This is a genomic window from Neglectibacter sp. CSJ-5, from assembly GCF_032490475.1.
Taxonomy (GTDB): domain Bacteria; phylum Bacillota; class Clostridia; order Oscillospirales; family Acutalibacteraceae; genus Hominenteromicrobium; species Hominenteromicrobium mulieris.
On the sequence record NZ_JAVYJC010000003.1, the window covers coordinates 13436 to 36005 of the forward strand.

At 54.4% G+C, this 22570-nt stretch carries 22 protein-coding genes and 1 other annotated feature; of the genes, 7 read left to right on the plus strand and 15 right to left on the minus strand.

Going from position 1 to position 22570, the window contains the following annotated elements; translation table 11 throughout:
• Positions 1 to 25: 25 nt before the first annotated feature.
• The 4 genes from feoB to R2K26_RS06845 all read right to left on the minus strand — a co-directional run bounded on the left by feoB (position 26) and on the right by R2K26_RS06845 (position 3492).
• Complete coding sequence (gene feoB / locus R2K26_RS06830) at positions 26 to 2518, minus strand: ferrous iron transport protein B (protein ID WP_316519349.1); 2493 nt, start codon at positions 2516 to 2518, stop codon at positions 26 to 28.
• A gap of 94 nt (positions 2519 to 2612) precedes the next feature.
• Entirely contained in the window at positions 2613 to 2834 is a 222-nt protein-coding gene (locus R2K26_RS06835) for a FeoA family protein (RefSeq protein WP_176820351.1), read from the minus strand.
• Between the two features lie 13 nt (positions 2835 to 2847).
• Positions 2848 to 3060, minus strand: a complete 213-nt coding sequence (locus tag R2K26_RS06840) for a FeoA family protein (protein WP_176820350.1) — start codon at positions 3058 to 3060, stop codon at positions 2848 to 2850.
• 132 nt (positions 3061 to 3192) lie between these two features.
• On the minus strand, positions 3193 to 3492 hold the full coding sequence (locus R2K26_RS06845; protein ID WP_316519350.1) for a hypothetical protein: 300 nt from the start codon (positions 3490 to 3492) through the stop codon (positions 3193 to 3195).
• Between the two features lie 79 nt (positions 3493 to 3571).
• Positions 3572 to 3805, plus strand: a binding site (T-box leader).
• A gap of 318 nt (positions 3806 to 4123) precedes the next feature.
• Between R2K26_RS06845 and R2K26_RS06850 the strand changes: the two genes are divergently transcribed.
• The 4 genes from R2K26_RS06850 to R2K26_RS06865 all read left to right on the plus strand — a co-directional run bounded on the left by R2K26_RS06850 (position 4124) and on the right by R2K26_RS06865 (position 7553).
• The gene (locus R2K26_RS06850; RefSeq protein WP_316519351.1) at positions 4124 to 5236 is read left to right on the plus strand and encodes an iron-containing alcohol dehydrogenase family protein; all 1113 of its coding nucleotides are present in this window, start codon (positions 4124 to 4126) and stop codon (positions 5234 to 5236) included.
• A 94-nt stretch (positions 5237 to 5330) separates the two neighbouring features.
• Complete coding sequence (locus R2K26_RS06855; RefSeq protein WP_316519352.1) at positions 5331 to 6416, plus strand: bile acid:sodium symporter family protein; 1086 nt, start codon at positions 5331 to 5333, stop codon at positions 6414 to 6416.
• Complete coding sequence (locus R2K26_RS06860) at positions 6413 to 6829, plus strand: CidA/LrgA family protein (protein ID WP_316519353.1); 417 nt, start codon at positions 6413 to 6415, stop codon at positions 6827 to 6829. Before R2K26_RS06855 ends, R2K26_RS06860 begins: the two co-directional genes overlap by 4 nt.
• Positions 6819 to 7553 carry an LrgB family protein gene (locus R2K26_RS06865; RefSeq protein ID WP_316519354.1) on the plus strand — a complete coding sequence of 245 codons (735 nt, stop codon included), beginning with the start codon at positions 6819 to 6821 and terminating at the stop codon, positions 7551 to 7553. The genes R2K26_RS06860 and R2K26_RS06865 overlap by 11 nt, the downstream gene beginning before the upstream one ends.
• 114 nt (positions 7554 to 7667) lie before the next feature.
• On the opposite strand, the gene R2K26_RS06870 is transcribed toward R2K26_RS06865, so the two are convergent.
• Complete coding sequence (locus R2K26_RS06870; RefSeq protein ID WP_316519355.1) at positions 7668 to 8288, minus strand: cyclic nucleotide-binding domain-containing protein; 621 nt, start codon at positions 8286 to 8288, stop codon at positions 7668 to 7670.
• 95 nt (positions 8289 to 8383) lie between these two features.
• Here R2K26_RS06870 and R2K26_RS06875 point away from each other — a divergent pair, with 95 nt between their 5' ends.
• Positions 8384 to 9715, plus strand: a complete 1332-nt coding sequence (locus tag R2K26_RS06875; protein ID WP_316519356.1) for an MATE family efflux transporter — start codon at positions 8384 to 8386, stop codon at positions 9713 to 9715.
• Between the two features lie 98 nt (positions 9716 to 9813).
• Here R2K26_RS06875 and R2K26_RS06880 read toward each other — a convergent pair whose 3' ends face one another.
• Together R2K26_RS06880 and R2K26_RS06885 are read right to left on the minus strand one after the other, a co-directional pair.
• Complete coding sequence (locus tag R2K26_RS06880; RefSeq protein WP_316519357.1) at positions 9814 to 11319, minus strand: MBL fold metallo-hydrolase; 1506 nt, start codon at positions 11317 to 11319, stop codon at positions 9814 to 9816.
• Between the two features lie 24 nt (positions 11320 to 11343).
• Positions 11344 to 11964, minus strand: coding sequence for a GDSL-type esterase/lipase family protein (locus tag R2K26_RS06885; protein ID WP_316519358.1), 621 nt, complete (start codon positions 11962 to 11964; stop codon positions 11344 to 11346).
• 257 nt (positions 11965 to 12221) lie between these two features.
• On the opposite strand from R2K26_RS06885, the gene R2K26_RS06890 reads away from it, so the two are divergent.
• Entirely contained in the window at positions 12222 to 13205 is a 984-nt protein-coding gene (locus tag R2K26_RS06890) for a D-isomer specific 2-hydroxyacid dehydrogenase family protein (protein ID WP_316519359.1), read from the plus strand.
• 129 nt (positions 13206 to 13334) lie between these two features.
• On the opposite strand, the gene R2K26_RS06895 is transcribed toward R2K26_RS06890, so the two are convergent.
• From R2K26_RS06895 to R2K26_RS06920, 6 genes are all read right to left on the minus strand, one after another.
• Positions 13335 to 13532, minus strand: coding sequence for a hypothetical protein (locus R2K26_RS06895; protein WP_308448901.1), 198 nt, complete (start codon positions 13530 to 13532; stop codon positions 13335 to 13337).
• Positions 13533 to 13623: 91 nt separating this feature from the next.
• Positions 13624 to 14841, minus strand: coding sequence for an aspartate kinase (locus R2K26_RS06900; protein WP_316519360.1), 1218 nt, complete (start codon positions 14839 to 14841; stop codon positions 13624 to 13626).
• Positions 14842 to 14883: 42 nt separating this feature from the next.
• Positions 14884 to 15780: a homoserine kinase gene (gene thrB / locus R2K26_RS06905; RefSeq protein WP_176820339.1), complete on the minus strand. Its 897-nt coding sequence runs from the start codon at positions 15778 to 15780 to the stop codon at positions 14884 to 14886.
• 24 nt (positions 15781 to 15804) lie between these two features.
• Complete coding sequence (locus tag R2K26_RS06910; RefSeq protein ID WP_316519361.1) at positions 15805 to 17049, minus strand: homoserine dehydrogenase; 1245 nt, start codon at positions 17047 to 17049, stop codon at positions 15805 to 15807.
• Positions 17050 to 17073: 24 nt separating this feature from the next.
• On the minus strand, positions 17074 to 17511 hold the full coding sequence (locus R2K26_RS06915) for an ACT domain-containing protein (RefSeq protein WP_308448902.1): 438 nt from the start codon (positions 17509 to 17511) through the stop codon (positions 17074 to 17076).
• 206 nt (positions 17512 to 17717) lie between these two features.
• Positions 17718 to 20204 (minus strand): transglycosylase domain-containing protein, encoded by a 2487-nt coding sequence (locus R2K26_RS06920; protein ID WP_316519362.1) that lies wholly within the window; start codon positions 20202 to 20204, stop codon positions 17718 to 17720.
• A gap of 118 nt (positions 20205 to 20322) precedes the next feature.
• Between R2K26_RS06920 and R2K26_RS06925 the strand changes: the two genes are divergently transcribed.
• A complete protein-coding gene (locus tag R2K26_RS06925; RefSeq protein WP_316519363.1) occupies positions 20323 to 20757 on the plus strand; it encodes a hypothetical protein in 435 nt (144 codons plus the stop codon).
• A gap of 55 nt (positions 20758 to 20812) precedes the next feature.
• Here R2K26_RS06925 and R2K26_RS06930 read toward each other — a convergent pair whose 3' ends face one another.
• Both R2K26_RS06930 and R2K26_RS06935 read right to left on the minus strand, forming a co-directional pair.
• A complete protein-coding gene (locus R2K26_RS06930) occupies positions 20813 to 21007 on the minus strand; it encodes an alpha/beta-type small acid-soluble spore protein (protein ID WP_176820334.1) in 195 nt (64 codons plus the stop codon).
• Between the two features lie 395 nt (positions 21008 to 21402).
• Entirely contained in the window at positions 21403 to 22524 is a 1122-nt protein-coding gene (locus R2K26_RS06935; RefSeq protein ID WP_308448905.1) for a 5-methyltetrahydropteroyltriglutamate--homocysteine S-methyltransferase, read from the minus strand.
• Positions 22525 to 22570 lie beyond the last annotated feature (46 nt).

The window sequence follows — 22570 nt, forward strand, 5'->3', positions numbered from 1 at the left end:
TGCGAATTTAAATTACGGAGTAAGATTACTTAACCTTAACAGCTCTGTCGGACAGCGTGGTGCTCTCCTTGTACGGGCGAACCAGCAGGAAGATAAAGAGCGCGATGAGCACGATGGAAACGATGATGCCGAAGACATTCGCCGTGCCGAGTGCAATGCTGCCGAGCTGGTTGACGACGAACGCTACAAGATAAGCAAAGCCGCACTGATAACCGATTGCGAACCAGGTCCACTTTGCGTTGTTCATCTCACGCTTGATTGCACCGATTGCCGCAAAGCAAGGTGCGCACAGGAGGTTGAACGCAAGGAACGCATAGCCGCTGACCACCGTGAAGTGGGAAGCCATGTTGCTGTAAACCGTGCCGTCGCCGCCGCCATAGAGGATACCAAGCGTACCGACAATGTTCTCCTTCGCAACAAGACCGGTGATGGAAGCCACAGCAGCCTGCCAGTTGCCCCAGCCAAGCGGTGCAAAGATCCAAGCAATCGCGTTGCCGATGGTAGCAAGAATGCTGTTGCTGATCTCGTCTTCGGTGAGCATTCTGAACGCGCCGTCGACAACACCGAAATAGGTGGTGAACCAAACAATGATGGTAGACAGAAGGATGATGGTGCCTGCCTTCTTAATGAAGGACCAGCCGCGCTCCCACATAGAGCGGAGCACATTGCTGACGGTCGGCCAGTGGTAAGCCGGCAGCTCCATAACGAACGGAGCCGGATCGCCCGCAAACATCTTTGTCTTCTTCAGAATGATACCGGAGCAGATAATCGCTGCAATGCCGAGGAAGTATGCGCTCGGAGCAACCCACGGTGCGCCGCCGAAGATAGCGCCCGCGATCATTGCGATAAACGGAAGCTTGGCGCCGCAGGGGATAAACGTGGTCGTCATGATGGTCATACGGCGGTCACGCTCGTTTTCAATCGTACGGGAAGCCATGATGCCCGGCACGCCGCAGCCTGTACCGATGAGGATCGGAATGAAGGACTTGCCGGAAAGGCCGAACTTACGGAAGATACGGTCCATAACGAACGCGATACGCGCCATGTAACCGCAAGACTCGAGGAATGCAAGGAAGATGAACAGAACGAGCATCTGCGGAACGAAGCCGAGAACCGCGCCAACACCGGCTACGATACCGTCAAGAATGAGGCCCTTCAGCCAGTCTGCGCAATTTACAGCGTCCAAACCGCTTTCGATGATACCCGGCAGACCCGGAACCCAAACGCCGTAGTCAGCAGGATCCGGCTCTTCGCAGCCGTAGGACTCATAAGTCGCAACCGCTTCCTTGAGCTCTGCGCCTGTGTAAGTGACATCCTCTTCAGCCAGCGTTTCTTCATCAACGAGGGTGTAATCCGCTGTTGCATCGTCCGGAACAGACTCTGCAAACGTATCCAGCGCAGAAGCCGCTGCCGCCGCGTCAAACGCTTCGTTCTCGGTGTCGATGGCGTCTGCAACGTCGTCCGCACCTTCAGCCGTTACGAATGCGTCGATGACATTTGCCGCATCGCCGAACTCGCCGGAAACGTCTTCGTACTCGCCTGCGCCGATGCCGAACAGATGCCAGCCGTCGCCGAACACGCCGTCGTTCGCCCAGTCGGTCGCAACCGTACCGACCGTCGTAACGGAGATGTAATAAACAATAAACATAACAACTGCGAAGATCGGCAGAGCCAGAATACGGTTCGTTACGACCTTATCGATCTTATCGGAAACGGTAAGACCGCCGTTGTTCTTTTTCTTATAGCACTGCTTGATGATGGAAGCAATGTAAACATAGCGCTCGTTCGTGATGATGCTTTCCGCGTCGTCATCAAGCTCTTTTTCAGCCGCTTCAATGTCCGTTTCAATGTGCTTGCGATTGTCCTGCGTAAGGCCCAGCTGCTCAATGATCTTCTCGTCGCGCTCAAAGATCTTAATCGCGAAGAAGCGCTGCTGCTCCTCGGGGAGGGTATGTACGGCAACCTCTTCAATGTGTGCAATCGCGTGCTCAACCACACCGCTGAAGCTGTGCTGCGGGACCGTCTTCGTGTTCTGGGCTGCATGGATAGCGGCTTCTGCTGCTTCCTCAATGCCGGTGCCCTTCAAAGCGGAAATCTCAACGACCTTGCAGCCGAGCGCCTTGCCCAGTGCGTTGGTGTCGATCTTGTCGCCGTTCTTATTTACGACGTCCATCATGTTGACTGCAACAACGACCGGAATACCGAGCTCAACGAGCTGGGTGGTCAGGTAGAGGTTGCGTTCAAGGTTCGTACCATCGATAATATTAAGGATGGCTTCAGGTCTCTCCTGAATGAGGTAGTTACGTGCAACAACTTCTTCCAGCGTGTACGGAGAAAGGGAGTAGATACCCGGCAAGTCCGTGATCACAACGTCGTCGTGCTTCTTCAGCTTGCCTTCCTTCTTCTCGACCGTAACGCCCGGCCAGTTGCCGACGAACTGGTTGGAGCCGGTCAGCGCGTTGAACAGCGTTGTTTTACCGCAGTTCGGGTTGCCGGCAAGGGCAATTTTGATCTTCATCTGTTACTCATATCCTTCCGATAAGATTAAACCCAAAGGTTAGAATTTACTAACCTTCAAGTAAAAGATAACTAAGTCGGTGTTTTGCGAGGGCTTATTCGACCTCGATCATCTCGGCATCCGCTTTGCGCAGGGAAAGCTCATAGCCGCGAACCGTTACTTCCACCGGGTCGCCGAGCGGCGCAACCTTGCGGACGAAAACGTCCACACCCTTCGTGATGCCCATGTCCATGATGCGGCGCTTTACGGCACCCTCGCCATGCAGACGAACAACCTTGCAGGTCTCGCCGATCTTGACTTCTTTCAGTGTCTTCATTGGTTCTTCCTCCTTATATCATGATCTTAGCGGCCATCTCGCGGCTGATTGCTACACGAGAGTCCTTAATGTTAACAATGATATTTCCGCCCATGGAGGTAATGACCTTCACGGCGGCACCGGCTACAAAGCCGAGGTTTTCGAGGTGAGCACGGACTTCCGCTTTTCCGCCTACCTGCTTGATGATGTTTTCTTCGCCCTCTGTGGCAAATGACAACGGCATCACAGTTTTTCCCTCTTTCCTGAAAATTCTCCGCGCCGAAACGGCACGGTTAGGCTGCACAAATTAGTTTTTGCTAACCCAGATGCTGTGAAATAGGTTAGATCACTCTAACCGTCACTAATCATACCGCCTTATTCATAATTTGTCAACACTTTTTGCCCCAAAAAGACGCACGCAGCCCCATTTTCGGCGTTTAGTCAAACACAAAGTTAGTTGCAGCAAATGCCTTTGTGCAGACTGCGCAAATTTTTCCGGTTCAAAGCCGCATAACGCGCCTGTTTGGGGCCAAACTGTGTTATTGTACATGAAAATGTCGCCTTTTGCCCCTTTGGCATAAACCGTGCCGCGGCAGAAAATTTGCATACCTGCCACCCCAAATAAGCAGGAAGCAGCGATGCAACTTGTAAATTCAAAGTGCTTTTTGATGAAATCCACAAATAAATGCAATTTCAGTTTAAACATCTTTCAAATTATGATGCTTGTTTTTTTGCCGGAAGACGTATAAAATAATAGTCACAAAGTGTTGATGGAGACAAGCGCACGGCATCTTCCTCAAAGCGAGCGGCGGGTGGTGAAAGCGCCGCAGGCAACCCCGTGTGATCATCCCTCCGGAGCAGCAGCTTCCAAAGAGAACGAGTAGAGGCTGACGGGATCTTCCCGTTACAGAAGAAGGAATTGCTGGATTCCGTTAAGTGCAGGGCAACCGCCCTGAATTCAGGTGGTACCGCGTGATTTACACGTCCTGAAGGTCTTAAAGAGACTTTCAGGACTTTTTTATTTTGAAGCAATACCGCGCAAAGAACGCCTGACGGCTCAGCACACAATATGCTTGCATATTTTCCGCCATTCCGCACATAAATCCCTTGACAGGCGCCAGCCTGCCTGCGGAATTTCTGTACGCCCTGACGAAAAATCTGTTTACGCATCTTGTGCACTGTCTTCGCGTGGTACTGCTTCTTTACTCCACTGTTCCACACCCTAACTTCCAGTAAAGCGTTTTTTATTTCATTTTCTTATTTCAATTTATTTAAGCGATCTCAAAAGGAGATCCAAAGGAGCGTTTATCATGGAAAACTACAATGTCAATTACAGCGTACATCTGCCGAGCTATTCCATCGGCCCGGATTGCTACAACGAAGTGCCGTATGTCACGCGCTTCTTCGGCAAAACGGCTGTTGTCCTCGGCGGCGAGACCGCTATGGAAAAAGCAAAGCCGGCTCTGCTTAAAGGCGTAGAAGGCTCCGACGTCGAGCTTTTGGGCTTCCTCCCCTACGGCGGCGATTCCACCTACGAAAACGGCGATGCCCTTATCGCAAACCCGCTCGTGCAGAAAGCCGACATGATCTTTGCTATGGGCGGCGGCCGCGCCTGCGATACCGGCAAGTATGTTGCCGATAAGCTCGATAAGCCGCTCTTTACCTTCCCGACCGTTGCGTCGAACTGCGCTTCCGTCACCGCCATCTACGTGATCTATAATACAGACGGCTCCTTCCGCGAGTATTATTACCCGAAGCTCACAAACCACTGCTTCATCAACTCCGCCGTCATCGCAGATTCCCCGGAGCAGCTCCTTTGGGCCGGCATCGGCGACGCGCTGAGCAAGGAGTGTGAAGCCATCTTCTCATCGAAAGACGACACGCTCGCCCACACCCCGCTCATGGGCCGTCAGGTCAGCCGCGTCTGCACCGATCCGCTCGTGCAGTACGGCAAAGAGGCGCTCGCTTCCATCCGCAACAAAACGGCATCCTTCGCGCTCGACCAGGTCACGCTGGATATCATCGTTTCCACCGGCATCGTCTCCAACATGATGACCACCGTAAATGATTATTATTACAACTCCACGCTCGCCCACTGCGTCTACTACGGCTCCACCGTCACAGAGCACGGCCACCATCACCTGCACGGCGAGGTCGTTTCGCTCGGCGTGCTGTGCCTCTTAGAGCATGCCGGCCAGTTCGAGGAAGAAGACCGCCTGATGCAGTTCAACGATTCCATCGGCCTGCCGGTCTGCTTCGACGACGTGGAAATCCAGGAATCCGAGTTCGACAAAATGGCGGATAAATTCATGCAGACGACCGAGTGGGCGCACATGCCGCAGGGCGTTACGCGTGAGAACTTCCTCGAGTCCATGCGCCGCGAAAACGCCAAGGGCCGTGCTTTCAAAGCCGCAAAGAAATGATTTAAGGATCCTATAAAAGGTAAGAAAAAACGAAACAGGGCGGCACGAGTTCGTCTCTGCCGCCTGTTTTACGCTCAAAAAGGGGTAATTTCCAATGTCCGCATTACAGAAATTCAAAACTTTCTTCTCCAAAAATGTGCTCCTGTGTTTGACGGTCCCCATGGTCGTCTTCTCCCTGCTTGTTCCGCAGCCGTTTGTGTGGATGGGTCAGAACATCTCGATTGACCTTTCCGGCATCCCGTTCCTGAAAGAAAACTTCCCGAGCTTCGGCTTCGTCAACATGCTCCTGTGCGTCATCATGTTCGGCATGGGCATGACGCTTAAAGCCGACGACTTCAAGTACATCCTCAAAAAGCCGACCGATGTGCTTATCGGCATTTGCAGCCAGTACGTCTTCATGGCAGGCTTCGGCTGGCTTGTCGCATCGCTGCTGTCCCTCACGGGTGTGGGTGACCCCACCGTCCGCGCACAGATTGCCGTCGGCCTCGTTCTGCTCGGCTGCGTGCCCGGCGGCACCGCGTCAAACGTCATGACGTTCCTTGCAAAGGGTGACGTGGCGCTCTCCATCACCATCACCATGTGCACCACATTGCTTGCGCCGGTGCTCACCCCGTCCCTCACGCTCGTGCTCGCCGGTCAGTGGATTGACGTCAACTTCTGGAACATGTTCATCAGCATCGTGCTCGTCGTCCTGCTGCCGATCCTCCTCGGTATCGCCGTACACACCGCGCTCGGCGACCGCGTAAACGGCCTTAAAGATTTCCTCGTCAAGGCTTCCACCGCCTGCATCATCCTCGTGGAAGGTCTGTGCGTCGGCCCGAACCGAGACCAGTTCACAACCCACGGCGTCACCGTCGTGCTCGTTACCGTGCTCGCCGTTGCGCTGCACCATGTGCTCGGCCTGCTCGCGGGCTACGTCACCGCCAAGGTGTTCCGTTTCAACGAAAAGAAGGTCCGCACGCTGTCGCTTGAGGTTGGTCTGCAGAACTCCGGCCTTTCCTGCACGCTCGCAAAGACCGCGTTCCCGGATACCATGGCCATCCTGCCCTGTGTCATCGCAACGGTCGTCCACCAGATCATCGGGCCTATCGTTGCCAGCATGTTCGCCGCAAAGCCGCTGCCTGAAGAGGCCGAGCCTGCTCCCGAAAAGAAAGAAGCAAAGGAGGCCGTCACCGCGTGAAGCACTTTTCCGAAATTTCCCTGATCGCAACGGTCTCGTTTATCGGTGAACTGCTGCACTACCTCATTCCCCTGCCCGTGCCGAGCAGCATCTACGGTCTTTTGCTCATGCTGCTCCTGCTCGTCACGCATATCGTAAAGCTTGACCACGTAAAAACCACGGCCGATTGGCTCATCACCCTCATGCCCGTCATGTTCGTCGGTCCCACTGTCGGTCTCATTGCGAGCTACGACAGCTACAAAGACATTCTCATTCCCATCATTGTCATCTCCCTCGCGACTACCGTCCTCACCATGGCGGTCTCCGGCCTGACCACACAGGGACTCATCCGTTTACAGACCAAAGAAGAAAAGGAAGAGCGCGCAGAAGCGCTTGAAGCATGCGAAAAGGAGGAACAAACCGATGTTAAATGATATTGCGTCGAATACCTCGTTTTTCGGCATTTTCATCACCGGCGTCGCCTATGTGCTCGCCTGCGCCATTCAAAAGCGCTTTAAGTCGTCCATTTTGAACCCGCTGCTCGTCTCCTGCGTGATTCTCATCATCTTCATGCTCGTCAGCGGCATCGATTACAACGTCTACCTGTATGGCAAGCTGAAAGCCGACGGCACATACGACGGCACGGGTGCCATTTTCTTCCAGAACATGCTCACCCCCACCACCGTCTGCCTTGCCATCCCGTTGTATGAAAAGCTCGTGTACCTCAAAAAGTACCCGGTCGCCATCATCGGCGGCATTTTGGCCGGCATGTTCGCGTGCCTCGGCGGCGTGCTTGTTTTGAGCATAGCATTCGGGCTTGACCACACCCAGTACGTCACACTGCTGCCGAAGTCCATCACCACCGCCATCGGCATGGGTCTTTCGGAAGAGCTTGGCGGCATGGTGTCCGTCACCGTCGCGTCCATCATCGTGACGGGTCTCTTCGGCAACGTCGCGGCAGCCGCCATCTTCAAGCTGTTCCGCATCAAGCACCCGGTCGCCATCGGCGTGTCCTGCGGCACCGGTGCGCACGCCATGGGCACCTCCCGTGCGCGTGAGTTCGGCGAGATTGAAGAAGCCATGAGCGGCCTCTCCATCGCCGTGTGCGGCCTTTTAACCGTCGTCGGCGCATCCATATTTGCGATGATCCGGTTTTAAACCAATCCATCCAATTACGAGTAAATCCGCACCGGCCCCTGTTAAACGCTCAGACCGTGCGGATTTTTTATAAGCAAAGCCGCGCTCCCGGAAAACTTCCGAGGGCGCGGTTGTTTATTTCAGCCTGTACTTTCCCTTCCCAACCTTCTCCACCGTATTCTCCTCGCACAGCTTTTTCAAAACCCTTTGCAGCTGTCTTCGGCTGCACCTTAGCTGCAAAAGGGCAGTCTCTATGCCGCCGATCTCCCCGTTCGGACACACATGCCGCATGTAGAGCAGCACGCGCTCCTCAATCGTTTTGGCGGAAGCCTCCAGCGTTGCCATCGTGTGAAATTTCCCCGCATACGAGCGCAGCAAAAGGTGCAGGAACTTCACGTCCCTGTCGAGTTCTGCGCGGTACGGCTCCATCGGCAGTGCGGCGCAAATAACCGTTGTTCGCGCCTCGGTAAATAAGCTCGAAGCGCCGCCCATCACAAATTCCGCGTCGCCGAGCAGCGCCGGCGCTTCGTGCCGGTTCACGGGTGTTACACTGCCGTCCTCGCGTATGCCGTAGATCTGCACCTCACCCTCGATGAGGAACAAAAGCTCCGCAAGCCGCCCGCCCTGCCTCGTCAGATACTCGCCCTTTTCAAATCGGCAGACGGAAAACGGCAGATTCTCCGTATCAAAATTCTCGCGGATATGCCCTTTTTGAAGCCAATACTCCACCTGTTTTTTATCTCGAATACGCCGCAAAAAAATCACCTCATTTTTATTTTATTGTGCCATGTGGCACAATAATTGTCAAGGCGGCGCTTTATAATAAGAACAGAAATAACTTGAGGTGAACTATGGAAAACGCAATTTTTGAGGAGAAAAAGGTCTCTAAAGCGTACATGAAGTTATCCCTGCCGCTGGTGCTCAGCATGACCGTCTCGCTGATCTACAATCTTGCGGATACCTTCTTTGTGGCGCAGACGCAGAACACGAACATTGTTGCGGGCGTTTCTCTGTGCGCGCCGCTTTTCACAACGCTGATGGCACTCGGCAATATTTTCGGGCAGGGCGGCAGCTCTCTCATTTCGCGTCTGCTCGGCAAAAACGATACAACTGCCACGCGGCGCGTAAGCGCGTTCTGCTTTTGGGGTGCGATTCTGATTGGCGTTCTGATGGGCTTTATCATGCTTCTTTTCCGCACGCCGCTGCTCTACGTCATCGGCGCAAATGAAGAAACGTTTAACTTCGCGCGCGATTACTATACGTGGCTCGCAATCGGCGCACCGGCACTGGTGCTCTCGTTCATCCACTCAAATCTCCTGCGCTCGGAGGGCATGTCGAAGGAATCTATGATCGGCACCATGGGCGGCGCGATCGTCAATATCCTTTTAGACCCCATTTTCATTTCCGTGCTCGGTCTGAATGCCGGCGGCGCAGCGATGGCAAGCGTCATCGGTTACATTTTCTCGGACGTATACTTCGCGGTCGTCGTCGCGAAAAAGAGCAAGGTCTTAACGCTCGACATCCAAGAAACCAGAATCCCCGCCGACCATGTCAAGGATATTTTCGCAATCGGCATCCCGGCTGCGGTCGTCAACATCATGTCCAGCGTCAGCGCCGTACTCGTCAACCAGTTTCTTCTGCCTTACGGCAACGAGAAGATCGCCGCCATGGGCATCGCGCTCAAGGTCAGCATGATTGTCCTGCTCCTGCTCACGGGCTTCTCGTTCGGCGGGCAGCCGCTTTTCGGCTACTACTACGGCGCAGGCGACAAACAGCGCTTCGGCAAGCTCTTCCGCTTCTGTCTGAAATTCATCAGCGGCCTCGCGCTCGCACTTTCGGCGGTCGTGTTCATTTTAGCCAAGCCCTTTATGCGCATTTTCATGGATAATGAAACCATCATCGCAGACGGCGCTTTGATGCTGCGCCTGCAGGTTGTCTCCATGGTGTTCGTCGGCGTCGTGCTGCTTATGACGATCCTTTTTCAGGCGACCGGCAAGGCGGTGGGCTCATCCATCCTCTCCGTCAGCCGTCAGGGCATCGTGTTTATGGCGGTGCTGTTCGTCGCGGCCAATCTTTTCGGCTGCATGGGCGTGCTGTTCTCGCAGGCCGTCGCCGATTTTCTCAGCGCCATCCTCGCCGTCGTCCTATTCAAAAAGCTCGTCTATAAAGAGATTTTTGAATAACCTTCTATAAACCGATTTCTACGAATCAATCGTTACGCTCCCTTAAAGCAAAGCCGCGCTCCCGGAAAACTTCCGAGGGCGCGGTTTTGTCTATTCTTTTATTTTCTTACCGATTCCATAAACACCATGTACGCGGTTTTATAGGTGGAGATAAATGCCGGCTCGCCGAAATTCATCGGGTACGGCTTCGCTTCGATTTTCTTTTCCAAAATGAGGTCGCACAGCGTCAGCATGTCGTCAATCTTCTCATAGCTGTTCGGCACATATTTGTCCTGCGGATCCTCGCCGCCCTCCTGCCGCCTGTGGCCGCCGAGGAACGCAAGCTCCGTATAGCCGGGCTTCTGCAATTTTTCTTTCAGACGCAGCACCGCGGCTTTATACTCCGAAATCGGTCGTGCAAGCGGCACCTGCATCCAAAGGCCGAATGCGTCTCCGGTAAACATGCACTTATGCGCGCGGTCGATGAACACGACGCTGCCCGGCGTGTGCCCCTCCACCTCGGCAACTTCAATTTTCACATCGCCGCCAAGGTCGATGACGTCGCCGTCTTTGATGTCGATAACGTCCTTTTCCGTAAAATTCTTGCCCGTACCGTCGTTTAAACGCGGCAGCAGCGGCACGTCTTTTTTGCTCATGTAGTATTTTTCGAACACATCGCCGCTCAGGAGATGGTCAATATGCGCGTGCGTTACGGCAAGCTCTACGGGCAGTGATGTCAGGCTCTCCGCCATTTTCCTCACGTTGCCGCCGCCAAGGCCGGTATCGATAAGCAGCGCCTTTTCTTTGCCCTCCACAAGGTACATGGAGTCGTTGTTGTAGTCCTCCATATAGAACACGCCCGGGCAGATAAACTCGATTTCATAGCGGTCAAAGCGCGTTTTGCCGAACATCCACTCCAGCGCTTCTTTGTTTTGGTACGCCGCCGTCCAAGAACCGTGCGGGTGCGTGTGGTACACGTTTTCCATTTCGCCCGCGGGATACTCCGTGTAGTGCGCGTCACGGTTGCCGGAGGAGCGCAGCGAGGACATCGCCATACGCGAGCCCACACCCACCGCGCCGTGCGGCGAGTGGTAATAGCCCGTCACCGGCACCACGGGGTCGTCTTCGGCATGGAACGCCCACACGGGCACATCTTTTGCCGCGCGCAGCTTAAACGGCTCCGCATAGCCGCAAATCGGCATGGCCGCCGCGATCTTATGCGGGTAGCGCGTGAGCAGTTCCCACGTGCCCGCGCCGCCCATGGAAACACCCGTCACGTACAAGCGGCAGATGTCCACCGGGTACTGCGCCGCCATCTCGAGCAGCGATTGCGCCAGTAAATCAACATACGGCACCCAGCACTGGTTTTCCGGGCACTGCGGCGCGAGGACAAAGCACGGGTGCTCCGCCTGCCACGCGTCCGTCATAAATGTGTCCGCGCCCGGCGTGAAATCGAGCACCAAATTTAAATCGTCTCCGCGCTCGCCCGCGCCGTGCAAAAACAGCACCAGCGGGTACGTTTTGCCCGGCTCCGTCTTCGGCGTGTACAGCGCGGCGTTTAAGTACCGCCCGTCTTTTTTCAGTTCTTTTACGGAAATGTTCTTCTTTTCAATACCGTTGATCATACAAAACAACCTCCTCTAAAGGGTTCATTCCTCCAGCAGATACGGCATCAGCTTTTCGAGCACCACCGCGTAGCCGTTTGCGTACATGTGCATACCTTCAATGGTGTATTCCGCTTTCAGATTGCCCTTTTCATCCAGCAGACAGTCGAACACATTGATGTATGTGCAGTTCAGCTCCTCTGCCATTTTTTCCACTTCGGCGTTCACTTCTTTCAGCTCCGCATTCGTGCGCGCGCCGAACTGTGCCTTCACCGCTTCCGGGTCTGCGCCGGGCAGCTCGCGGTTCACGGGGTAATAGCTCATCACGTAAATTTTCGTCTCGGGCAGACGCGCCTGAATTTGCATCAAAATTTTTCTGTACTGGCTCATCAGGCGCTCGCGCTTATATTCCGGGCGGCTAATGTCATTTGTGCCGATGTTGATGAACACCTTTTTCGGCTCGAGGTCAAAAATCGATTCATCCATGCGCTCCAAAAGTCCGTCCGTCACGTCGCCGCCGATGCCGCGGTTGTACACGCGGATGCGCGGATCCACGTTTTGCAGCATCTCGTTGATCGGGAACAGCTCGCACAGCGAGGAGCCCGTAAATACGATCTCGCCCTTTTTCACCAATTTATTGAGGCACATAAAATTATGCACTTTCATTTCCCAGTCCGTCATATAAAGCACCTGACTTCATTCGTTTTATTTCACAGTCATTTTAGCACAAAATCCGCACAGATACAACCTGTATTCTAAACATTTTCCCCTCTTGACGTGAAAAACCGCAGCATATATAATAATCACATAGTAATGCACTAATACGCGAAAGCTCACACTAAAGCGCTGTGGTGTAAGCACTTCAACGCGCAAAAGCAGACGTTGTAATCCGCCTGCACATTACCGAAAAGAGGAATATGAAAATGAAAATTGCCGCTTATGAAGTCCGCCGGGACGAACAGAAAGACTTTGCCTTCATCGCCGAAAAGCTCGGCGTGGAGCTCACCGAAACAGAGGATAACCTGACGCTCGAAAACATCGATACGGTAAACGGGGCCGAGGGCGTCACAATACTCGGTCGCACACGTTTTGACCGCGCCCTGCTCACCGCCGTCCAGGAGCGCGGCGTAAAATACATCTCCACGCGCACCATCGGCGCCGACCACATCGACCTCACCGCCGCAAAGGAGCTCGGCCTCAAGGTGTGCAACTCCAACTACGCGCCGAACGGCGTGGCAGATTACACCGTCATGCTCATGCTTCTTAGCCTGCGCAAGTATAAGCCCGCCCTGTGGCGCGCACAGGTCAACGACTACTCCCTTGCGGGTCTTCAGGGCCGCGAGCTGCGCAACCTCACCGTCGGCATCCTCGGCACCGGCAAAATCGGCGCGGCGGTCATCAAAAATTTGAGCGGCTTCGGCTGCCGCATTTTAGCAAGCGACATCCGCGAAAACCCGTCGCTCAAGGGACTTTGCACCTATGTGGATAACGAAACGCTCTACAAAGAGTGCGACATCATCTCGCTGCACATGCCGCTTTTAGACAGCACCCGCCACTTTGTGAACGCCGAGACCATCGCCAGAATGAAGGACGGCGTCACCATCATCAACTGCGCCCGCGGCGAGCTGATGAATATTCCGGATATGATCCGCGGCATTGAAACACAGAAGATCGGCGCGCTCGCGCTGGACGTTTTCGATAAAGAAGACGGCATCTACCACGAGAACCGCCGCGACGACATCCTCTCAAACCGCGATATGGCCTACCTGCGCCAGTTCCCGAACGTCATCATGACACAGCACATGGCGTTTTACACTGACGCCGCCGTGCAGAGTATGGTGTTCTGCGGCATAGAAGGTCTGTGCGATTTCGCCAGGACCGGTCACACCGAGACTGAGCTTGTATAAATGTCAAATATGACGATGAAATCGAGCTCGTGCTCACCCTCTAAAATAAATCTCTAAAATCAAATACTGTGTATAGAAAAGAGAAAACGTGTACCGAGCTCGCCCCGGCGCACGCTTTCTCTTTTCTTTTTACCTTTTCTGGTTATACGTGCGGACTAAGCGGTCCACGTCGTTTTCGCTGTGAATTTCGTACTCGTGCTGTGTGAGGTATTCCTTCACTTCCTCGGGCAGGTCGTCGAAATCCTTGTGCCAGTCGAAAAGCGCCGCGCCCAAAACGTAGTTTTCCGGCCCCCAGTAGCCGTTCATGCCAAAACCGTTCGGAAACATAAAATCACCCCCGGGCTTAGTATGCGCCAAGGGGTGACTTCAAATTCATTTCCCTACAAATTCAAAAAATGCCGTGCGTGTTTTCGTCAACTCACTGACCGATCTGTTCGAAGAACTTCGCGTGGATGGCGGCAACCGCCTTGTTCGCGTCTTCCTTCTTGATGAGCACGGAAATTTTAATCTCGCTCGTCGAGATCATCTGAATGTTCACGTTTGCCTCAAACAGCGCCTCGAACATATCGGAAGCAACGCCCGGGTGAGACTCCATGCCCGCGCCGACAATGGAAACCTTTGCCACGTCGTCGTCAAACACAACGCTGCTCGCGCCGATGGTCTCTACGTAAGACTGCATGAGCTCGATGGTCGCGTCCATCTTGTCCTTTTCCACGGTGAAGCTGATGTCCTTCGTGCCGTTTCTGCCGATGGACTGCAAAATAATATCGACGTTTACGTTCTTCTGTGCAAGCTTAGAGAAAATGCGGAACGCAAGGCCCGGCTTATCCGGCACGCCGATGACAGAGATTCTGGCGACGTTTTCGTCCTTTGCAACACCGCTGATGAGCATTTTTTCCACGTTGGTAGCCTCCTTAACGATCGTTCCCTTAGCCCGTGTCAGGCTGGAAAGAACCTCTAATTCAATATGATATTTTTTAGCCATTTCAACCGAGCGGTTATTCAGCACCTGCGCGCCCAGCGTCGCAAGCTCCAGCATCTCGTCGTAGGAGATGACGTCGAGCTTCCTCGCCGCCGGAATTTTGCGCGGGTCTGCCGTGTAAACGCCGTCCACATCCGTATAGATCTGGCACAGGTCGGCGTGCATGGAAGCCGCAATGGCCACCGCGCTCGTATCGCTGCCGCCGCGGCCCAGCGTCGTCATGTCGTCGTACTTGTTGACGCCCTGAAAGCCCGTTACAACAACGATGTTGCGCTTTGAAAGCTCCGCCTTAATGCGTTCCGGATTCACACGCTTAATGCGCGCGCTGCCGTAAGCCGTAGAAGTGGAAAAGCCCGCCTGCCAGCCGAGCAAAGAGACCACCGGGTAGCCCAAATCTTCAATCGTCATAGCAAGCAGCGAAGCAGAGATCTGCTCGCCCGCCGTCAAAAGCTGGTCCATTTCGCGCTTAGACGGGTTTGGGTTGATCTCTTTCGCTTTATCAATGAGGTCGTCCGTTGTATCGCCCTGCGCAGAAACCACAACGACCACGTCGTTGCCGTTCTTATATGTGCCGGTCACGATATCGGCGACATTTCTCAAATGCTCGGCGTTCTTAACGGAGGAACCGCCGAACTTCTGAACGATCAATGCCATAGAAACACTTCCCTTTCCATAACCCCTGTGGGATAATTCTCGTTATTCAATGATGATGCGCGCGCCCTGCGGGTCGGTATGCAGAAGCTCCACACGCCAGCCGTTGATGCCGCGGTCCTGTAAATGTGAATCGCACGCGCTCATAAACTCCTCCGCGCCCTCTGTGGGGATCATGGAGATGATGGTCGGGCCTGCGCCGCTCACATACGTGCCGAGCGAGCCAAGCTCGTAGCTCATGCGGAACACCTGGTCGTAATTTTCGATGAGGCCCGAGCGATACGGCTGATGGATTCTGTCCTGCACCGCCACGCGCAGGTTCTGCAGATCGCCGGAGAACAGCGATGCCGTCATTAAAGCGGAGCGCGAAAGGTTAAACACCGTGTCTTCGCGGGAATACTCCGTCGGCAGCACGCCGCGGGCTTTCTCCGTTTTGAGCTCGAACGGCGGGATCATCACCGCAAAGCTGATCTTGCCGGAAACCGGCACGGAAACGCTGTACACGCGCTTGCCCTCCATGGCAGAAGCGACAAGGCCGCCGGAGATTGCCGGGCTCGTGTTATCCGGGTGCCCTTCAATCTGCGCTGCAAGGTTAATGAGGTCGCTCTGCGACATCGGCGAGCCAAGCATACGATTCGCGCCCAAAATACCGGCCACGATGCACGCCGAAGAACTGCCGAGGCCACGCGCCATCGGAATGTTGTTTTCCTGAATGATATGCAGACCCGGCAGCGTTTTGCCGCAGATCTGGTACAAATGCCGCGCCGCCCAGTAAATGAGGTTCGTCTCATCGGTCGGCACTTTGATCTTGTCCGTCGTCGTGATCTTCAGCTCGTCCGCTTCTTCCATCCACACGCGGTTGCACATGGTCAGCGCAATGCCGAGCGAGTCAAAACCGGAGCCAAGGTTGGCACTGGTTGCCGGAATATCGATTCGGATCATAATGCTTTCCCCTTTCCGCTTTTATCAATAATCGGAGATGCGAATACGGCCTTCAACCTTTACGCCGCGCGCTTCCAGCGCTGCCAGCTTATCGCTGAGTTCCTTCTCCGTAAGGTTTTCCACCGTAAAGCCCGCTTCGCCCTGTACCGGTCTTTTCGCAAGCAGCGGTGTGATCTTGCCAAAGACGTCCGCCGCCGTGTTCAGCGCCGTATCGCTGTCCTTGGCGGAAACGCGCACGAATGCGGACGTTTCCATGCTGCCGAAATCCGCCACGTAGTTCGGCTTCGCATCCTCCCAGAAGAGGTACTTGCGCGCCTTAAAGTGCTTCACACAGTCGATGACGTCCGCCACAACGGCACTCGCCGTGGGCAGCTTGCCCGCGCCTTTGCCGTAGAACACCACGTCGCCCGTCGCGTCGCCGCGCACCATAATGCCGTTGAATACATCGTCCACGCTCGCAAGCTGGCTGCCGCGGTGCACAAACATCGGGCAAACCATAATATGCACCTGTCCGTTTTCGAGCTTCTTCACAGAGCCGATAAGCTTAATGACACCGCCCCAAACGTCTGCAAAATCGACGTCCTGCAGCGTGATCTTCGTAATGCCCTCTGTGTAAACGGAATCCGGGTACACGTGCGTGCCGAACGCCAAGGACGCCAAAATGCAGATTTTACGGCAGGCGTCCAGACCTTCCACATCGGCGCTCGGGTTGCGCTCCGCGTAACCGAGCTGCTGTGCAAGCTTCAAAGCATCTTCAAAGTTCATCTGCTCGCGAATCATCTTCGTTAAAATGAAGTTCGTCGTGCCGTTCAAAATACCGGCAATCTTCGTCACCTCATTTGCGGCAAGGCACTGGCTGATGGGGCGAATGATCGGAATGCCGCCGCCGACGCTCGCCTCAAACAGGAAGTTGAGGTTATTCGCCTGCGCAATCGCGAGCAGCTCCGCGCCCTTTTGTGCCACAAGCTCTTTATTGGAGGTCACAACGCTCTTGCCGCTTTCCAGACACGCCTTCACAAAGTCATACGCCGGGTGCAGGCCGCCCATCACTTCCACGACGATTTGCACCTCGGGGTCATTTAAAATGACGTTGAAGTCCTTCGTAAAGCGGTCGCTGTACGGCAGGCCCGGGAACTCCTTTAAGTCCAGAATATACTTAACATGGATCTCTTCCTTCGCGCGCTTCGCGATGCTCGCCGCGTGAGAGGTAAGCACCTCCAAAACGCCGGAGCCGACCACGCCGTGGCCGAGAACTGCTATGTTTGCCATTTCCATTTTCCTTTCCACGCGAATTTAACCGACGATGCTGTCAATCTTAATAACGCCCTGCACCTCAAAAAGGCGCTTCAAAAGCTCATCAATCTCAATGCTCATATTTTCGCTTCGCGCCGAGACCGAAACGAACGCTTTGCCCTTCACCGGAATATTCTGGTTAATGGTCAGAATGTTCGCGTTCGCCTTATAGAATACCGTCAAAAGGTTCACAAGCACGCCGGGCTTGTCGTTTAACACAACCTGCACCGTCATAATGGAGCCCGTTTCCTTTTTTGTATACGGAAAAACGGCGTTTTTATACTTATAATATACACTGCGGGAGATGCCCGCCATCTTGACCGCCTCTGAGGTGTTCGAGGCTTCGCCGGTCTCCAGAAGCTGGTTCACGCGGATGACCTTCTGGTATACCTCCGGCAGAACGGATTCGTCGATCAAAAGAAACGATGTGTTTTCCATTGTCCACCACCTAAGTACGTTTGTATTGCGTCGATAAACAGTGTAGCACACTTTTCGGCAAAATTCAACCCAAATTTCTTTCCTTTCCCCTTTTTTCTTATTTTGGTCTATCTCGCACAAAAAGCAACAGGACCCACTCTTAAAATGAGTGAGTCCTGCATAATGCACGTTAAATTTTTATCGTGATCCGCGTTCTGCAAACCGCTTTACGCCGCCGGCGTTTCCGGCTCTGTCGGCGGTTCCGGGGTAGGCTCTACCGGCGGTTCCGGGGTAGGCTCCGGCGTCGGTTCCGGGGTAGGCTCCGGCGTCGGTTCCGGCGTTGCGGTCGGGGCCAAGGTCGGCGTGGCCTCCGCCGTCGGCGATGCCGTAGGCTCCGCGCTCGGGGACGGGCTCGGTTCTACACTCGGCGAAGGCGAGGGCGACGGCGTTGCCGTGGCGCTCGTCTTTGCAATGTGGTCGGATCCTCCGTCACACGTTCTCGGAATGTTGTTCTGCGAATACCAGCCGTTTGCAATGTGCACGCAGTTCGGGCCGGGGCGCAGGCCGCTGTCGCGGCAGTAGGAAAGCTGCACCACGTTGTCGCTCAGCACATAGCTGCCGCTGTGGAGGAAGTCGTAGTAGTTCGCTTCCATCCAGTCGATGATGCCGTTATACATCTTCTTTGCACTGTTCGTGTCGTAGATCTCTTCCTTATATTCGTGGCCGTTCCAGATGCCGCACACGAAAGCGGTCGTGCCGCCCATGTACCACACGTCGTTGCTGTCTTCGGTCGTACCGGTCTTGCCGATCTGGTCAAGGTCGTCGCGGCGCACCATATTTGCCGTGGGGTATGCATCCGTATCCGTACCGTTGATCGGCAGGTGCAGCAGCTTATTCATAATGGTCGCCGTATCAAACGAGATTGCCTGCTCCTCTTTGTGGTTCTGCTGGTAATCGTAGATCACGTTACCGTCGTTATCCTCAATGCGGTACACGGTGTACGGGGTGTAATACTTGCCGCCGTTGCCGAAGATCTGGTACGCGCCGGTCATCTCGCGCACGGAAATACCGTTCGTCAAACCGCCGATGGCCACGCCGCCGACGTTATAGGAGTCTTCCTCCGAAAGCGACGTGATGTGCAGGTTCTGCGTGAGGAACTGGTAACTTACAAGCGGCGACATCTGGTTGATGAGCTGCGCCACCGGGGCGTTCAGAGATTCCGTAATGGCCTGATCCACATTCACCGTACCGGCGAACGTACCGTCAAAGTTGTTCGGGCCCTCGCTGCCGTCATCAAAGTAGTTCGGCAACGGCTCATCCTTCAGCACGGAGCCGTACGTGATGAGATTGTTTTCCAACGCCGGCGCATACACGCTGATGGGCTTAATGGAAGAACCCGGCTGGTTCGTGGAGTACGAAACGTTGTTCAGCACGCGGTTGCCGGTCTTTTTTAAAAGCTCGTTGTCATCGTTTGCCTGGTTCGTGTTCACGCAGAGGATTCTGCCGTCATATTCCATCAGGCACACACCGCTCCAAATGCCGTTGTCGCTCGTAAACTCCTGCCAGTTGTTTTTCAGGTAGTTTTCAAACGCCTCCTGCATCGGCACATATTCGGCGGAGTAGATCTTGAGACCGCCGTTATAAATGAGGTCGATTGCCATGTCGCGGTCGAGGTTTGCATACTGCATAAGCAGGTCAACGGTGTCGTTGAACACCTCTTCCTCGTACCAGTTCCACACCTCGGTGGAAACGCTCTGGGTATCGGTCTCCTCTTCTTCGTCGTCCATTTCAAAGTCCACGCCGCGCAGCTTCAGGTTTGCGGATTGTTCCATTGCCTCGTCGTACTCCGCGCGCGTGATACGCCCTTGGTCGTACATTTCGGAGATGACAAGCTCGCGGCGCTTGCGGTTCGCCTCCGGGTGGTAGAACACGCACAGCGCGGCCGGGTTTTGCGTCGTCGCGGCAATGGTCGCACACTCCGCAATGTTGCAGTCCCAAATGTCCTTGCCGAAGTAGCCCTTTGCCGCGGCCTCCACGCCGTAATAGCCGTTGCCGTAGTTGACAAGGTTCAGGTATGCTTCGAGAATTTCATCCTTAGTATACTTCTTTTCAAGGTTCAGCGCCATGAAGATTTCCTTCACCTTACGCATGACGCTCACCTGATTTTCGCCCGTCAGGTTCTTGATAAGCTGCTGCGTAATGGTGGAGCCGCCGGCGGTATCGTTGCCGGTCACCATACCGTATACGGCGCCTAACGTACGCTTCCAGTCTACGCCGTGGTGCTCGTAAAAGCGCTTATCCTCGATTGAGATCATCGCTTCCTTCATAATGTCCGGAATCTGCGTGAAATCAACGCGCGTGCGGATCTCTTCGGCGTTATAGCGCAGGCGCTGCGTCCATTCCGCATTGTCCACGCTGTCTATGTGCAGGGAATCCGTCACATACATAAAGCTCGATTCCTTCAGTTTAAAGGAAGCAAGGCTTGCGTTCATCTCCGCATCGTGGTAGCTCCAGATGACAGCCGCCACGCTCAAGCCCACAAGGCAGCCGGTAATGATGCAGATGCAAAGCACTGTCTTGAGGAGCTTGCCGAACATGGTAAGCACCGCATGTGCCGTGCCGCCGGCCGCGCGGGCCGTTTCGCCGTCTGTACGGCCCATGGGTCTTCCGCTCGGCTGCGCCGTGTTGTACTTATTGATGTCTTTTTTCAGCACGTTTGACCTCCTGAAAAATCAAATTGCGCGGCAAAAGCGCACTTTGTCTGCATAAATTGGCAAACCTTGGCGATACTAAAGCCGCAGGGCAAATCCTACTTAGAAAGGATGTATAGTCATGAAAATGCGTCTTGAGTCCCTTGTGCGCTCCGCTCGGCAGCGGTACGGCGCATGGGCGGCGATCTTTATTCTTTTCGCCGCGCTGTGCACGCTCTCCGTGTTTTCCGCACGCGATGCGCGGGAAGCTGCGGCAGACCCCGCAAAAGCAGAAAGCGACTCTTCCGTTTATTATAGCCCAAACGATGCGGCAAGTCAAGAAACCGACCGGGAGAGCGCCGCAAATTCAGCAAATTTTAAGGAATACGAAACATTCTTCACCGTGCGCGCCTATAACGACAGCGTGGCTGTTTTCAAAGACGGAAACGATGTGCCCCTTTACTGCATTGAAACGCCGCTTAGCAGCCTTACGGAGGAAGACCGCCGCCTGCTCGCCCGCGGCATTCGTGCCGAAACGCTCTCGGAAGCCTGCAAGCTGATTGAAGACTATGAATAAAACCGCAAAAAGAGGACGCCCGCTGCCGGACGCCCCCGATTTGCCTAAATGTCTTTTACTTCATGCTTTCTTCGTAGGACTTGATCATCTTTTTGACCATCTGGCCGCCGACGGAGCCCGCCTGGCGGGAGGTGAGGTCGCCGTTATAGCCCTGCTTGAGGTTGACGCCGACTTCGTTTGCGGCTTCCATCTTAAAGCGGTTCATCGCGTCCTGTGCTTCCGGTACCATCGTCTTATTGCTGCTGTTCATGTTTCATTCTCCTTTTTTCGGCGGCGCTTCACGCTGCGCCGCACTGCTTTTTTCGCGTTTGTTGTTCTTATTGTGCATGATGAAAGGAGCATTATGCGTGTCAATTTTTGCAAGAATGCGCAGTTTTTTGCGCCGCGCGGGAGAGAATATTCTCTCCCCTGTCCTTCTCCCGCTTCTCATTTTCGCGCTGAAAAATGAAAACTGAGATGCCGCATGCAGCTTATGCGGTACCTCTCTATTTCTTATTGTAATGATTCCGCCGCAAATGTCAAGTCAATTTAGAACATTTGTTTGCAATTTTGGCGGACATCTTTTCAAAAAAAGACCGCGCAGGGCGTTTTCGGCGCTGCGCGGTTCTTGAAATCCTGTTTGATCGATGTGTATTTAAATAGAAATCACTTGCCCCAGACTTCCTCGGCGATCTCCTTTACAAGCGCGAGCTTTGCCCACTGCTGCTCTTCCGTGAGCTTGTTACCGACCTCGCAGGAAGCAAAGCCGCACTGCGGGCTGAGGCAGAGGTTCTCGAGCGGCACATACTTTGCAGCCTCGTGAATGCGTGCGATGACGGCGTCTTTATCCTCAAGTTCCGGGCGCTTGGACGTAATCAGTCCCAAAACGACTTTTTTGCCCGGTGTGACGAAGCGCAGCGGCTCAAAACCGCCGGAACGCGCGTCATCGAACTCCAGATAATAGGCATCGACATTTTCATGCGCAAACAGGCGCTCTGCGACCGGCTCATAGCCGCCCCGGCTGGCCCAGGAGGAATTGTAGTTGCCGCGGCAAATGTGGGTTGCAACGGTGAGATCATCCGGTTTGCCCTCAAGCGCGAGGTTGTTGACCTTCAAAAGCTGATCCATGATGTCGCCCATCTTTTCCGGCTCCACGCCGAACACAAACGGCGCGGCGGGGTCTACGCAAACGCCCCAAGAGCAGTCATCAAGCTGCAGGTTGCGGCAGCCTGCGTCGTAGAGCTGCTTGATGAACGCCCGATAGATCTTTGCAACGTCCTCGAGCAGTTCTTCGCGGTTCGGGTAGATTTTATTCGTCGTCTCCGCGTTCATCGGGAAGATCATCTGCTCGTAGAACTGAGCCGGAGACGGAATGGTCTGCTTTGCGACGGTGTTTTCGTCCTCAAGCGCCTGCACAAACCGGAAGTGCTCCACAAAAGGGTGCGTACCCGTCAGCTTTAATTTGCCCGTAAGGTACGTGTCATCGACGACCGCAAGGACATCGTGGAACGGGATGCCGCCCTTGGGCGCAGAGTGGCTGACGCCCTCAAAGCCCCACATAAAGTCGAGATACCATGTCTTGCGGCGGAATTCGCCGTCGGTGAGCAGCTTATAACCCGCCGCCTTCTGTTTGGCGACAAGGTCGCGAATGGCGGTGTCTTCGGCTTCCTTCAGTGCTTCGTAAGTGGTTTTGCCGGCTTCATAATCGGCGCGAATCTTCTTCAAATCATTCGGACGCAGAAAGCTGCCTACATAATCGTAACGATACGGAAGTTTGATATTTTTCATGTTAATCACCTGCTGTTTGAGTTTGTGCTTACAGTATACAGGCAAA